Annotated in this window: 13 protein-coding genes; 4 read left to right on the forward strand and 9 right to left on the reverse strand. The window is 45.8% G+C overall.

Annotated elements, in window-relative coordinates:
• Positions 1-408: 408 nt before the first annotated feature.
• From fre to trxA, 6 genes are all read right to left on the reverse strand, one after another.
• Positions 409-1,122, reverse strand: coding sequence for an NAD(P)H-flavin reductase (fre, locus tag F0232_RS24145; RefSeq protein WP_004741188.1), 714 nt, complete (start codon positions 1,120-1,122; stop codon positions 409-411).
• Between the two features lie 20 nt (positions 1,123-1,142).
• Complete coding sequence (locus F0232_RS24150; RefSeq protein WP_008224727.1) at positions 1,143-1,412, reverse strand: 2Fe-2S iron-sulfur cluster-binding protein; 270 nt, start codon at positions 1,410-1,412, stop codon at positions 1,143-1,145.
• Entirely contained in the window at positions 1,409-3,250 is a 1,842-nt protein-coding gene (ubiD, locus tag F0232_RS24155; RefSeq protein WP_105057881.1) for a 4-hydroxy-3-polyprenylbenzoate decarboxylase, read from the reverse strand. The genes F0232_RS24150 and ubiD overlap by 4 nt, the downstream gene beginning before the upstream one ends.
• Before the next feature lie 97 nt (positions 3,251-3,347).
• The gene (locus tag F0232_RS24160) at positions 3,348-4,343 is read right to left on the reverse strand and encodes a hypothetical protein (RefSeq protein WP_105057882.1); all 996 of its coding nucleotides are present in this window, start codon (positions 4,341-4,343) and stop codon (positions 3,348-3,350) included.
• 110 nt (positions 4,344-4,453) lie between these two features.
• Complete coding sequence (rho, locus tag F0232_RS24165; protein WP_004741192.1) at positions 4,454-5,713, reverse strand: transcription termination factor Rho; 1,260 nt, start codon at positions 5,711-5,713, stop codon at positions 4,454-4,456.
• A gap of 199 nt (positions 5,714-5,912) precedes the next feature.
• Positions 5,913-6,239 carry a thioredoxin TrxA gene (trxA, locus tag F0232_RS24170; RefSeq protein ID WP_004741193.1) on the reverse strand — a complete coding sequence of 109 codons (327 nt, stop codon included), beginning with the start codon at positions 6,237-6,239 and terminating at the stop codon, positions 5,913-5,915.
• Positions 6,240-6,350: 111 nt separating this feature from the next.
• Between trxA and rhlB the strand changes: the two genes are divergently transcribed.
• Together rhlB and gppA are read left to right on the forward strand one after the other, a co-directional pair.
• A complete protein-coding gene (gene rhlB, locus F0232_RS24175; RefSeq protein WP_061034318.1) occupies positions 6,351-7,661 on the forward strand; it encodes an ATP-dependent RNA helicase RhlB in 1,311 nt (436 codons plus the stop codon).
• A 6-nt stretch (positions 7,662-7,667) separates the two neighbouring features.
• Complete coding sequence (gppA, locus tag F0232_RS24180; RefSeq protein ID WP_063522900.1) at positions 7,668-9,164, forward strand: guanosine-5'-triphosphate,3'-diphosphate diphosphatase; 1,497 nt, start codon at positions 7,668-7,670, stop codon at positions 9,162-9,164.
• A 92-nt stretch (positions 9,165-9,256) separates the two neighbouring features.
• Here gppA and F0232_RS24185 read toward each other — a convergent pair whose 3' ends face one another.
• From F0232_RS24185 to recQ, 3 genes are all read right to left on the reverse strand, one after another.
• Entirely contained in the window at positions 9,257-9,928 is a 672-nt protein-coding gene (locus F0232_RS24185) for a 7-cyano-7-deazaguanine/7-aminomethyl-7-deazaguanine transporter (protein ID WP_061034316.1), read from the reverse strand.
• Positions 9,929-10,185: 257 nt separating this feature from the next.
• The gene (locus F0232_RS24190) at positions 10,186-10,485 is read right to left on the reverse strand and encodes a DUF3630 family protein (protein ID WP_004741197.1); all 300 of its coding nucleotides are present in this window, start codon (positions 10,483-10,485) and stop codon (positions 10,186-10,188) included.
• A 15-nt stretch (positions 10,486-10,500) separates the two neighbouring features.
• Complete coding sequence (gene recQ, locus F0232_RS24195; protein ID WP_008221506.1) at positions 10,501-12,339, reverse strand: ATP-dependent DNA helicase RecQ; 1,839 nt, start codon at positions 12,337-12,339, stop codon at positions 10,501-10,503.
• Positions 12,340-12,519: 180 nt separating this feature from the next.
• Here recQ and rarD point away from each other — a divergent pair, with 180 nt between their 5' ends.
• Both rarD and F0232_RS24205 read left to right on the forward strand, forming a co-directional pair.
• On the forward strand, positions 12,520-13,428 hold the full coding sequence (rarD, locus tag F0232_RS24200) for an EamA family transporter RarD (RefSeq protein WP_105057883.1): 909 nt from the start codon (positions 12,520-12,522) through the stop codon (positions 13,426-13,428).
• An 86-nt stretch (positions 13,429-13,514) separates the two neighbouring features.
• Entirely contained in the window at positions 13,515-14,309 is a 795-nt protein-coding gene (locus F0232_RS24205) for an AraC family transcriptional regulator (protein ID WP_105057884.1), read from the forward strand.
• The last annotated feature ends 13 nt before the right edge of the window (positions 14,310-14,322 follow it).

The raw sequence follows: 14,322 nt of genomic DNA on the forward strand, positions 1-14,322 counted from the left end.
TGGTCACTCAGTTCATTGAAATCAAGTTGAAACCGAAGTTTCATTTTTGATATTCATCAACGAGTGCCCACACAGATTGATAGGTTTAAATTGTTAAAGAGCTTAACTTCTTGAGCGTTCCTTTTTAGTAAGGAGCCTCTCGAAGTGGACGGCCATTCTAGCGAATTAACATTCAGTGTCAAACACTTTTTGAAAATTAATTTTTTGTCGCTTTCCGTCTTACTGATTATTGCTGAAGCCTTATGGCGCCTGCCGTCTCAGTGGGGTCGCATTATAGGGAACCCTTTCAGCTTAGCAACTACTTTTTCATAAAAAATGAATAAATAGAGGTTAAGTGTCTAATAGTTCACCTAAATATAAAAAAGAGAGCATTTCTGCTCTCTTTTTGCACTAAATCTAAAGGAATTATTAGATAAACGCGTAAGCATCTGCGTACATATGGTCACGCTTTGCTTCTTTATTTTGTGTAAATAGGTCTCTTGCTGCGCCCGCCATTTCAAAGCGACCTGCAATATAGATATCAAAATCAGCCAGTGATTCGAAGCTTTGTGTAATTGCTTCAAGCACATTACCAGTTTGGCCATGCCAAACTTCCGGCGCCTCTTCTACTACAGGTACGAAATGTACATTGCTATGCTTTTCTGCAATATCGACAAGCTCTTCTTTCGCGTATAGCTGGCACTCGTCTTTTGCACCCCAGTAAAGGTGAATCTCTTTCTTGCTGTTTTGTGCAATGCAGTGATCCAGGATCGAACGTACGTAGCTAAAACCCGTACCACCAGCAATCAATAGTAGAGGGCGTTCACTCTCTTCTTTAATCCACGCATCACCGTGTGGCGCATCAATCGCGATATCACCATCTTCAGCCTGTGCCTTTTTCATTGCTTCAACCACTTCTAATGCATAAGCATTGTGTTCAGCAGCACCAATATGTAGTTCTAGTTCACCTTCATGGCGACAAGGGCTGCTCGCAATTGAAAATGGACGCTTATCTTTCTCACCCATTTCAACCATCAGGTACTGACCAGCTTTAAAGGCAACTGGTGTCTCTGGATGAAGCAGGATTTGGTAAGTGTTACAAGCCAAAGGCTCGATAGACTTAACTTTACATTTAATAGTCATGTTCTTCCTCTCACTAACCCTTAATCGGCAAAGGTTAGAACTAAATTACTTTCTGCAAATGCTTGGCAAGCGAAAATCCAACCCTGTTGCTGCTCTTTCTCTGTGAGCATGGGTTCAAGGTGGTAACTCACTTGGCCTTCTAATTTTTTGCACATGCACATAGCACATGCGCCAACTTGGCAACGGTTAGGGAAATAGATATCGCTGTTGAGCGCAGCATCCAAGACCGTTTGCCCTTTTTCTACGGTGAAACTGATGTTTTCTGGGTACAAGACTACTTGGTAGCTCATAAAATTCCTAGTTGTTCCCAGATGCTATCAATCTTTTTGACCAGCTCAGGATCTTTTGTGATTGGAACGCCCCACTCACGCAAACACTCACCTTCCCACTTATTGGTTGCATCGAGCCCCACTTTGGAGTGCCCAATTTCGTTCTGAAGGAATAAGGTATCTCTAGCTGGATCCATCCTGGTGGTTACCGCCCAGATGATGTCGTTCCAGTCGCTCACGTTAACATCACCATCACAGACGATAACGAACTTGTTCTCATCAAATTGAGACCAAACCGCTTCCATGATTTTCTTACCATTACCTGCAGCTTGTTTATCTATCGATACCACAACCATGCCGGCATTATCGTTCTGCAGGTGAATATCAATAATTTCAGGATGAACTTTGGTTAATTCAGCTAAACCACCTTCAATATGATCACTGTTTTCTGGAGTAGATTGCATATCAGGCGACAATGCTAACTCGGCATCCCACTTCTTAGTGATGTCTAAGCCCATCTTAGAACCTAACCCAACGACCGGTGATGCAAAGTCCAACGAATCAATTGGCGTGTTCTCTATCATCAAGGTATCACGTGACGGATCCATATGTTTGCACATCGCAGCCGTAACTTGTGACCAATCGCGAGCGTTAACATCCTCATCGCACACCAATACAAACTTGGTATACATGAATTGACGTAAGAAAGACCATACGCCCATCATCACTCGTTTAGCGTGACCTGGATATTGCTTCTTCATAGTCACCACAGCCATTCGATACGAACAACCTTCAGGTGGTAGATAGAAATCTTCTATCTCCGGGAATTGCTTTTGAAGAATAGGGACAAACACTTCATTCAATGCAACACCCAATACTGCAGGCTCATCTGGCGGGCGACCTGTGTATGTACTGTGGTAAATCGGGTTCTCACGCATGGTTACATGAGTAATGGTAAACACGTTGTGCTTTTCTTTCTCGTTGTAGTAACCAGTGTGATCGCCGTAAGGCCCTTCGTCAGCGAATTCATTCGGATCGATGTAACCTTCCATCACGATTTCAGCACTTGCTGGGACTTCTAGGTCATTACTGATCGATTTAACCACTTCAGTTTTGCTACCACGCAGCAGACCAGCAAACGCGTATTCCGATAAGGTATCTGGCACTGGCGTTACCGCGCCAAGAATCGTTGCAGGATCAGCGCCAAACGCAACAGACACTGGAAACGGCTTACCTGGGTTCTGTTCAGCCCAGTCACGTAGATCCAGCGCACCACCACGGTGAGCCAACCAACGCATGATAATTTTGTTCTTACCAATCTTTTGCTGGCGGTAGATACCTAAGTTTTGGCGTTTCTTGTTCGGGCCGCGAGTAACCGTTAACCCCCAAGTAAGTAGTGGCGCGATATCGTCAGCCCAACAGCTCATTACTGGGATTTTATCTAGGTCGACCTCGTCGCCTTGCCACACGACTTGTTGGCACGCTGCTTTACGAAGACGCTTAGCTGGCATGTTCAATACTTGTTTGAACACGGGTAACTTATCAATCGCGTCCTTAAAACCTTTCGGCGGCTCAGGCTCTTTTAAGTAAGCCAATAACTTGCCCACCTCGCGCAGTTCTTTAACTTCCTGACGGCCCATGCCTATCGCAACACGGTTGGGAGTACCAAATAAATTGGTCAAAACAGGCATGTCATAACCTACCGGGTTCTCGAACAGAAGAGCCGGGCCACCAGCACGTAGAGTACGGTCGCTAATTTCGGTCATTTCATAGTCTGGGTCGACTGGGTGAGAAATGCGTTTCAACTGACCAATACTTTCAAGATGGTCGATAAAATCACGTAAATCTTTAAAACTCATAGAACTTCTACATGCTGATTATTCTGCGCTCAGTATATCAAAAAGGGGCATCGTGAGATCCCCCTTTTTAGTAAGGTTATTGAGAGGTAAAACCCAGTTACGGAAGCACTTGCTGTATCACTGAACTTTTGACTTGTGGGTTATCATTCACTAGGTCTTGTAGCCAGTTGGTGTGCCCTTGTTTTGCCAACTCACGAGCGACCAATGGCGCATCATCGGCGATCGCCATGCGAGAAACTAAAAAGTCTTTCACCTCTTCTGAAAGTGGGTTCACTCTCGTCAGCAAAGTAATCGCTTCTTCTTTTAATCTTGGGTTTTTCGTTGCAGCCATCACCTGCTCTAAGGCAAATGGGGATTTACTCTCAGCGAGACGAACCAGCTCAGCTTGGCTATGATAATCGGCTTTCATCTTCCAGAGGATTTGATAGACATCCGGGTCTTCGCTCACCTGTGCTAATCGAACCACTACTTCGGTAGAGGGTAACCAGCTTACTATCGGTGACTCCGTTAGCTGTTTTGCTAAGTAATTCACGGCCTCTGGCGACAAGCTATCCAATTCTCTTATGAGTAGCGCTTCTCGAGTTTGGACCTGATGCTCAGATCCAGTTAGCCACTCTTTGAGGTTGAGGTTCTGTTTCTCTGCATCGAGCACAAACACCAATGTATTTTGATCAGCACGGAATTGTTTGATTAAGCGGTTTGCTATCGAAGGATAATTAAAGGCTGGAACCGTAAACTCATAGCCATCACCACGCTCTAATACTTGGTAGGTTGGCGTAATAGCGAGCTGTTGCTCCACAAAGATAGACATCTTCGGTGTGAGTACGATTTTTTGTTGTTCGATCTTCTTCAAGAGTTGGTAACGAGCCACCTCTTGCTGGGGAAATGTCAGGCGCTCAAGTGCAAAGCGTAACGAATTCACTTCATCACGCACGACAAGCTCAAGCAATTCAGCAGTTTTTAGTTTTACTTGATCATTCTCAAGCCAAGACTCTACTGTATGTGGAGACATCTCGGTGGCATTAACGATGCCGACCGGTGAAAGTAACAGTGAAGTAGACAAGAGTAATGATGACAACAGTCCATGTTGCATTTTAACTTCCTTGTAACACTTTTGGTCATTCTGCAAGCTGCCGCTACAAAATGCAAATAAAAAGCGCTACCCGAGGGCAGCGCTTTCTAATAACTATCAGCTAATCAAGATTACTGACGACGCATAGCGTCAAAGAACTCATCGTTCGTTTTCGTCATTGCTAGCTTGTCGATAAGGAATTCCATTGCATCGATTTCGCCCATTGGGTGAACAATCTTACGCAGGATCCACATCTTCTGCAGTTCATCGTTCTTAGTAAGAAGCTCTTCACGACGAGTACCAGAGCGGTTGAAATCAATCGCAGGGAATACACGCTTTTCAGCAATCTTACGGTTCAGGTGCAGTTCCATGTTACCTGTACCTTTGAATTCTTCGTAGATAACTTCATCCATCTTAGAACCAGTATCAACCAGTGCTGTAGCGATGATAGTTAAGCTACCGCCTTCTTCAACGTTACGAGCTGCACCGAAGAAACGCTTAGGACGGTGAAGTGCGTTTGCATCCACACCACCTGTTAGTACTTTACCTGATGAAGGTACTACCGTGTTGTATGCACGCGCTAGACGAGTGATTGAGTCCAGAAGGATAACCACGTCTTTCTTGTGTTCAACAAGACGCTTCGCTTTCTCGATAACCATTTCTGCTACTTGTACGTGGCGAGATGCTGGCTCATCGAATGTAGAAGCAACTACTTCACCTTTAACTAGGCGCTGCATTTCTGTTACTTCTTCCGGACGCTCATCGATAAGTAGAACCATTAGTTCACACTCAGGATGGTTGTGAGCGATGCTTTGCGCAATGTTTTGCAGAAGCATTGTCTTACCCGCTTTTGGCGGAGCAACAATCAAGCCACGCTGACCTTTACCAATTGGAGATGCAAGGTCAAGGATACGAGCCGTGATATCTTCTGTCGCACCATTACCACGTTCCATAACCATGCGTTCGTTAGCATGCAGAGGGGTAAGGTTTTCAAAAAGGATCTTGTTACGAGCGTTGTCTGGTTTGTCGTGGTTTACCGTGTTTACTTTCAGTAGAGCAAAGTAACGTTCGCCATCTTTAGGTGGGCGAATCTTTCCGGCAATTGAGTCACCAGTACGTAGGTTGAAACGACGAATCTGACTTGGTGATACGTAGATATCATCAGGACCCGCTAAGTACGAGCTGTCTGCGCTACGAAGAAAACCAAAACCGTCTTGCAGAATTTCAAGAACACCGTCACCGAAGATGTCTTCACCACTTTTTGCATGTGCTTTAAGGATAGCGAAGATAATGTCCTGTTTTCTTAGACGAGCTAGGTTTTCAAGGCCTAGGCTTTCGCCAAGTTTAACAAGTTCAGACACAGGTCTGTTCTTCAGTTCTGTAAGATTCATTGTGGTGGATGCTTGTTTAGTCAAAATAAGATCTGTTTTCTAGTTAAGAGGGATTCGGTCACAGGATCGACCAAGAAGAGAAATTCGTTCAATTAACGTGCGATAAATTAGCACTAAAACTAAGACTAGTCCATAGCTTAGAAAAAACAAAACCGTGCATTTGTTAACTGCACGGTTTCTTTATCAAATGCTCACCTGATTATAGGTTAGCGTCTAGGAACTCTTTAAGTTGAGTTTTAGACAATGCACCAACTTTAGTTGCTGCTACGCCGCCATCTTTGAAAAGAAGAAGCGTTGGAATGCCGCGAATACCAAACTTTGGTGGTGTTCCAGCATTTTGGTCGATATTAAGTTTACCGATAGTGAGCTTGCCTTCGTACTCGTCTGCGATTTCATCAAGAATCGGCGCAATCATCTTACAAGGGCCACACCATTCTGCCCAAAAATCAACAAGAACAGGGCCTGCAGCGTTGATCACATCGTTCTCAAAACCGTCATCAGTTAGCTGCAAAATCTTATCACTCATCTTCCACTCCAATGTATTTTTTAGAACTGGTTGGATGATAACCAGTAAATAGATGCCCTATTGGAATGTATTTACTTTCGTATTGCAAGCTTAAGCTGATATTCTATAGCAATGAAAAAGACGCATATCACAGAGCAAAAGTTCGCCGACTTGGATTTACTTCCGCAAGTCATTGAAGGATTGGAGAAAAAAGGGTTCGATTATTGTACCCCTATCCAAGCCTTGGCGCTCCCGGTACTGCTCACCGGCCAAGACATTGCAGGCCAGGCCCAAACGGGTACTGGTAAAACGCTTGCGTTTCTTACTGCTACTTTTAACCACCTACTAAAAACACCTGAGCATGAAGGGCGCAAGCCTAACCAGCCACGTGCGATTATTATGGCACCTACTCGCGAACTCGCGATTCAGATCTACAACGATGCTGAATCCCTAGTCGCAAGCACTGGTATCAAAGCAGCATTGGCTTACGGTGGCGAAAGCTACGACAAGCAGCTAGGTAAGATCGAAGAAGGCGCAGATATCTTAATTGGTACCACTGGCCGTATTATCGATTTCTACAAGCAGAAGGTATTTAACCTTAACCACATTCAAGCAGTAGTACTGGATGAAGCAGACCGTATGTTCGATCTGGGCTTCATTAAAGACATCCGCTTCTTGTTCCGTCGTATGCCTGAGCCTAAAGATCGTTTGAACATGCTGTTCTCTGCGACTCTGTCTTACCGTGTACAAGAGTTGGCTTTCGAGCACATGCATAACCCAGAGCATGTTGTTGTTGAGCCAGAGCGTAAAACAGGCCACCGTATTAAAGAAGAGTTGTTCTACCCTTCTAACGAACACAAGATGGCACTGCTGCAGACACTAGTAGAAGAAGAGTGGCCAGAGCGCGCTATCATCTTCGCTAACACCAAGCACAAGTGTGAATCAGTTTGGGGCCATTTGGCTGCCGATGGTCACCGTGTTGGTCTGCTGACTGGTGATGTACCACAGAAGAAACGTGAAAAGATTCTTGAGCAATTCACTCAAGGTGATGTTGACCTACTGGTTGCAACCGACGTTGCTGCTCGTGGCCTACACATTCCTCAAGTAACGCACGTATTCAACTTCGATCTACCTGACGACTGTGAAGATTACGTTCACCGTATCGGCCGTACAGGTCGTGCTGGTGCAAGTGGTCACTCGATCAGCTTTGCTTGTGAAGATTACGCAATCAACTTGCCACCAATCGAAGAGTACATTGAGCACGCGATCCCAGTGTCTGACTACGACGCTTCTGCACTGCTAGAAGATCTACCAGCACCATTGCGCTTACGCACACGTAACCCGCAACAACGCCGCTCAAACAACAATGGCTCACGTAACGGTAACCGTAAACCAAACCAGAACCGTCGCCCACGCCAACCGCGTCACAACAAGGAAGCTTAGTCGCTTATGAGTCAAACAGTGTCACCCCCGCTTTACGCTGCAATCGACCTCGGGTCGAACAGTTTTCATATGCTCGTTGTGCGTCATATCGATGGCAGCGTACAAACCATGGCTAAAATTAAGCGCAAAGTACGTTTAGCTGCAGGCTTAGATGAAAATAATGCGCTTAGTACCGAAGCTATGCAGCGCGGTTGGGACTGTTTGAGTCTCTTTGCAGAGCGACTACAGGACATTCCAAAAGAAAATATCCGCATTGTTGGTACAGCGACCCTACGTACCGCGACTAATGTGGATATCTTTCTTGAGAAAGCGAACCAGATCCTTGGCTACGACATCAATGTTATCTCCGGTGAAGAAGAAGCTGCGACTATCTATAAAGGCGTGGCACACACTTCTGGTGGCAGCGGCCGCCGACTGGTAGTGGATATTGGTGGCGCAAGTACCGAGATGATCATTGGTGAAGGTTTCTCAGCAAAAGCGCTGACTAGCCTAAAAATGGGCTGTGTAACATGGCTTGAGCGCCACTTTAAAGATCGCCAATTAACCGCAACCAACTTCGACAACGCGATTGAAGCAGCGAAGTCTACCTTAGCTCCTATCTTAGAGAGCTACACCGATATCGGTTGGGATGTGTGTGTTGGTGCCAGTGGTACCGTTCAAGCACTGCAAGAAATCATGCTAGCGCAAGGCATGGATGAGGTTATCACTCATACCAAGCTTAAACGCTTACAAAAACAAGCGATGATTACTGAGCGCTTAGAAGAGCTAGAAATAGAAGGGTTAACTCTAGAGCGCGCTTTAGTGTTCCCTAGCGGTCTTTCCATTCTGATTGCTATCTTTGAGTTGCTTGAAATCGATTCGATGACGCTGGCTGGCGGCGCACTTCGTGAAGGCCTAGCCTACGAAATGGTTGATGAGCTTCGCCAAGACGATATCCGTGCTCGCACCATCAAGAGCGTTCAATCACGCTACCAGATGGACGTAAGCTACGGTGACCAAGTCGCAGCAGCAGCGCAGACTCTGTTAGAGCAAGCAGGCGGCGAAGCTTGGGTGTCAGAACCTCAAGCTGGTGTCCTACTGCAAACTGCAGCCAAACTTCATGAAATCGGTTTAACCATCGACTTCAAGAAAGGTGGTGAACACAGTGCTTACCTACTACAGAACCTAGATTTACCTGGTTTCACTCGCGCACAGAAACACTACCTAGGTGAATTAACGCGACGCTACCGTGAACAGCTAACATCACTGCCAGAGCAACACGCAGTATCAGGCACAAGCAGTAAACGTATCCTACGTATTCTGCGCCTAGCGATTCTATTAACGCATCGTCGTAATCCAGAGCTAGAGCCTGAGTTTACGCTAACGGCTGACGATAATAATCTAACTCTAACACTCTCTAAGCAATGGCTAGCCGACAACCCGCTGACCGCTGCAGAGCTAGAGATTGAATCGAATCGACAAACAGACATTGGCTGGCCACTTTCTATTGAATGCCTCGTATAATCATATCTGACACTAAAAGTAAAATAGCCCAAGTTAGTCTTCTAACCTGGGCTATTTATTATCTTTGCACTAATGCCTTTCTAATCTGATCCTCACACATTAACACCTGTCGCTTTAAAGTCAGGGTTCACAGCGGTTAACTTCTTAACGATGTAGTTCAGAAGCACCCCGTACATAGGAACAAACAAGCCTAGACTGATGATAAGTTTGAAGCCGTAATCAACCAGTGCAATCTCAGTCCAATGTTCAGCCATGAATGGATCTGGGCTTTGGTAGAAAGCGATCGCAAAGAACGCGATGGTATCAATAGCATTACCAAAAAGCGTTGAACAGGTTGGCGCAATCCACCACTGCTTAAGCTGACGCAAGCGGTTGAAAACATGAACATCTAAGATTTGGCCAAGCAAGTAAGCCATGAAACTTGCAGCAGCGATACGGGCTACAAATAGGTTAAATTCACCCAGATGGCTAAAGCCTTGGAATTGCCCTTCAAAGAACACCACCGACAAGAAGTAAGAAACCGCGAGTGCAGGCAACATCACTAAGAAAATGATTTTACGAGCAAGCTGAGCGCCAAAAATGCGAACGGTCAGATCTGTTGCTAAGAAGATAAATGGGAAAGTGAAAGCGCCCCAAGTGGTGTGCATACCGAAGATGGTAAAAGGTAGCTGAACCAAGTAGTTGCTTGATGCAATGATCACTAAGTGGAACAAAACTAATAATGCTAGGGCTTTGCGCTGTTGCGCAGGGGTAAAGTTACTCATGCTGTACCTTTTTAGTTTGGTTTGGGGGTGAGGGAACCCAAATCGAGTCATTTCTCTATCGAAACAAAGAAAGCTCTTACCAATAATGTGAATGAAAAATGTATCTATCATTTGCTCCATTGAGCGGCGGGCGATTATACATTAATCAATTTTAGCTGCAACGGTGAGAACAGACGCAAACGTTTATTCTCATTTTTATTGCTAGAAGGTGTTTGAAGCTCGGTTTCTAGAAACCAAGTTTGAGGTAATGTTAACCGTTAGAAGCCACGCTTGAACAAAGCGGCTAGATAATCGAACTCTTCACGGCTCGCTTCTGGACTAAGAGATTCAAACCACACAGATTCACTGTAGTGCTCTGATTTTAAGAACATCTGGCACCCTTCAAAATCCACCAGCCATGAGTGCATGTCAGCATCCCACTGCTTTTCAACAACCGTAGCCGATAACAAGCTAACGAGGCGTTCGCCAATTTCAGGGTAAGAGTCGAAGTCAAAGCTCGGTGTTGTCACCAATAAGCGTCCTTCTTCTGCTAAATACTCTCGCAAACCAAATTCCATTTATTACCTCTGTTATTAGCCGTGTGTTGTGATGTGTTCTTGAATCAAATCTAGAAATGGGTCGGCGTATTTGTCGAGCTTACGCTGGCCTACACCATTTACCGCCAACATTTCACCGTAAGACGTCGGCAGAACTTCTGCCATATCAATCAATGTTGCGTCACTGAATACCACGTATGGGGGTAAGCCATCTTCGTCGGCAATCGACTTACGCAGCTTACGCAGTTTGGCAAATAGCTTTTTATCGTAATTCTTGCTGCTTAGCTTATCTGACTTAGCATTACGTACCGCAGTGTCGAGACGAGGTACCGCTAACTCTAGTGACATCTCACCTCGCAGCAGTGGACGCGCCTCTTCAGTTAACTGCAAGGTTGAGTTACGTGTGATGTTCTGGAACAACAAGCCTTTGTGAATGAGCTGACGGAAGATACTGATCCAGTAGTCATGGCTGTGGTCGCGGCCAATACCGTAAGTTGAGAGCTTATCGTGACCATTATCGCGCACACGGATGTTCTGCATGCCACGCATCACTTCAACGACGTAGCCCATACCAAACGACTGATTCACACGGTACACACACGACAACGCCTTCTGCGCCTCTTGGGTCGCATCAAAGTGTTTTGGCGGATCTAAGCAGATATCGCAGTTGCCACATTGCTTCTCACGATATTCGCCAAAGTAGTTAAGCAGTACCTGACGACGACAAGTTTGCGCTTCAGCAAAGGCACTCATCGCATTCAGCTTGTGCATCTCAACCTGCTTTTGCGGGCCTTCTTCTTTCTCATCCAGCATACGACGCAGCCAGCCCATATCAGCAGGGTCAAACAGCATCATCGCTTCAGCAGGCAAGCCATCACGACCCGCACGGCCAGTCTCTTGATAGTAAGACTCGATGTTGCGTGGAATATCAAAGTGAACCACAAAGCGTACATTAGGTTTGTTGATACCCATACCAAACGCTACGGTCGCAACAACAATCTGAATATCATCACGTTGGAAGGCTTCTTGAACGTAAGCGCGCTCATCGGTGTCCATACCCGCGTGATAACCCGCAGCACGAATACCGTTGTTACACAGCTTCTCGGTGACCATCTCAACTTTTTTACGGCTACCACAGTAGATGATGCCGCAATTGCCCTTCTGAGTTTCTAGGTAGCGAACCACCTGAGACACTGGCTTGTGTTTCTCGACAAGGTTATAGCGAATATTAGGACGGTCAAAGCTGCCCAAGTAGGTATGCGGATCCACCAGCTGTAAGCGCGAAACAATATCTTTGCGCGTTGCATCGTCAGCCGTTGCCGTCAGCGCCATATAAGGCACATGAGGGAAATACTGTTTAAGCTGACCCAATGACGCGTACTCCGGGCGGAAGTCGTGTCCCCATTGAGAGATACAGTGCGCTTCATCGACCGCAATCATCGAAAGCGGTAAACCTTGTAGGCGTTCAATGAAATCACGCATCAACACACGCTCTGGTGACACATAAACCATTTTGAGCTGACCTGAGTTCATGCGATTAAACACACTCAGTAGCTGATCACGCGGCATGGAAGAGTTAATACACTCGGCTGCCACACCATTGGCTTTCAACTGATCGACTTGGTCTTTCATCAACGAGATAAGCGGTGAGATAACCAGTGTCAGCCCTTCACGAACTAAAGCAGGGATCTGGTAACACAAAGATTTACCACCACCCGTCGGCATTATCACCAAGCTATCTCGGCCTTGAACAGCCAAATCAATGACCTCTTGCTGACCATCGCGAAAGCTTTGATAGCCAAATACATCTTCGAGGATGTTTTGCGCATCATTCGCGGGAGTTGGTGTTTGCTCAGCAATCAGAGTGGCGGTCATTATGGTTCCTAATCGAGGTATAAAGTCAGCATGCAGCATCGGCAGGCAAGTCGCACATTGTAGAGTGGAATGCTGGCGAATTAAACCGCAAATTGTTAGGTGAAAAGGGTTAACGCTCCTATACTGACCAACTCTCTTTATAAATCCTATTAATAAGCACTCTGTGCCAGAGAAAGTGACATGACACAAGACGAACAACAACGTACACGCCAAGGAATCTTGCTTGCGATTGGCGCGTACACCATGTGGGGAATCGCTCCCATATACTTCAAATCTCTCAGTGAAGTATCCCCTCTCGAGATCCTGAGCCACCGTGTAGTATGGTCCTTTTTTCTACTCGCTTTACTGCTGCACGTTGGTCGTGGCTGGCGCAAAGTGCGCGATACTTTGACTTCAAAACCGAAAATGATGTTTTTGGTGGCAACTTCACTTTTAGTGGGGGCCAACTGGCTGATCTTCATCTGGGCAGTCAATGCCAATCATATGCTGGATGCCAGCCTCGGCTACTACATCAACCCTTTGATTAACGTATTGCTTGGAATGTTCTTCCTTGGTGAACGTCTGAGAAAACTTCAATGGTGTGCGGTGGCGCTTGCGGCTATCGGTGTGCTTATCCAGTTAATCGCCTTTGGTTCGATTCCAGTTGTCGCTATCGCACTGGCCTTTTCTTTTGGTTTCTATGGCTTACTCCGTAAGAAAGTGAACCTAGAAGCGCAGACTGGCTTGTTCATTGAGACCTTAGTGATGCTGCCAGCGGCGGCAATCTACTTATTATTCATTGCAGACACAGCGACGTCAGACTTTTTGGCGAATCCAATGCAGCTAAATTTACTACTGGTCGCTGCGGGGGTAATTACCACTCTGCCACTACTTTGCTTTACGGGTGCAGCAACCAGACTCAAGCTTTCGACACTGGGCTTCTTCCAATACATTGGCCCTAGCTTGATGTTCTTGCTTGCGGTGTTGATCTACGGTGAAGCCTTTACCATGGATAAGGCGATTACCTTTGCTTTCATTTGGGGTGCACTGGTGATCTTCAGCTTCGACGGTCTGCGCAATAACAAGAAGAGTAAGCAAGTGAAAAGCTAACACTGATCGTTTTTTACAAGACAATCTATAGATACAGAGATAAGCTTGGTTGAATTGATGATAATTTAACCAAGCTTTTTTATGCCATGGATAAAGTCCACTACTACTCGACATCTAGCCAAGATATCAGCCTGATCCAAGCTCAATACCAAGAGTTTGCCTTTCAGCGCCACTATCATTTGGACTTTCATATCGGCCTAATCACCCAAGGGCAGCAGAAGTTTGTCTATAAGGGGACGAGTTACCACGCAGGTGCCGGACAAGTGGTGATGATGCCACCTGATGAGCTGCATGATGGTCATTCAAAGCTCGAATCGGGTTACCAAGTGAGTGTATTTTCTGTCTCTCCTCAATGGTTTGGCGATCTTGCCGATCACAGCGAAAATGGTCGCACTTTGAGCTTTTCTGAGTTGATCCTCTCCGATCAAGCGACTTTTTTACAATTACGTAACCTTCATGGGCTACTTATCAACCCAAATATCAGTCAACTCGCCCAAGATTGCCTGCCATTCGAAGGTTTTTCGACGATTGTTGATCGTTACGCGCAGTTTGGATCGAAAACTCAGGTGAAGCTTGGCACTCAATCAGTGAATACACTCAAAGACTATTTAATGGCAAACCTCGACCAGCCAGTGCGCTTAGAGCAACTTTCTGAGCTGTGCGACCTGACAACGACTCAATTTCAGCGTCATTTTAAGAACAAAATGGGCATCACCCCTTATGCATGGTTAAGCCGCTTACGCATGGAGCAAGGCATGCGATTGATTAAATCAGGTGTCGGCGGAACTGAGGTCGCTCATCAAGTGGGTTTCTACGATCAAGCCCATTTCTCAAAGGCATTTAAGACCGCATTTGGTGTTTCTCCATCGAAAATTAACTAAGTGTTGATAATTT

Source organism: Vibrio sp. T3Y01 (genome assembly GCF_013114525.1).
GTDB classification, from domain to species: domain Bacteria; phylum Pseudomonadota; class Gammaproteobacteria; order Enterobacterales; family Vibrionaceae; genus Vibrio; species Vibrio chagasii_B.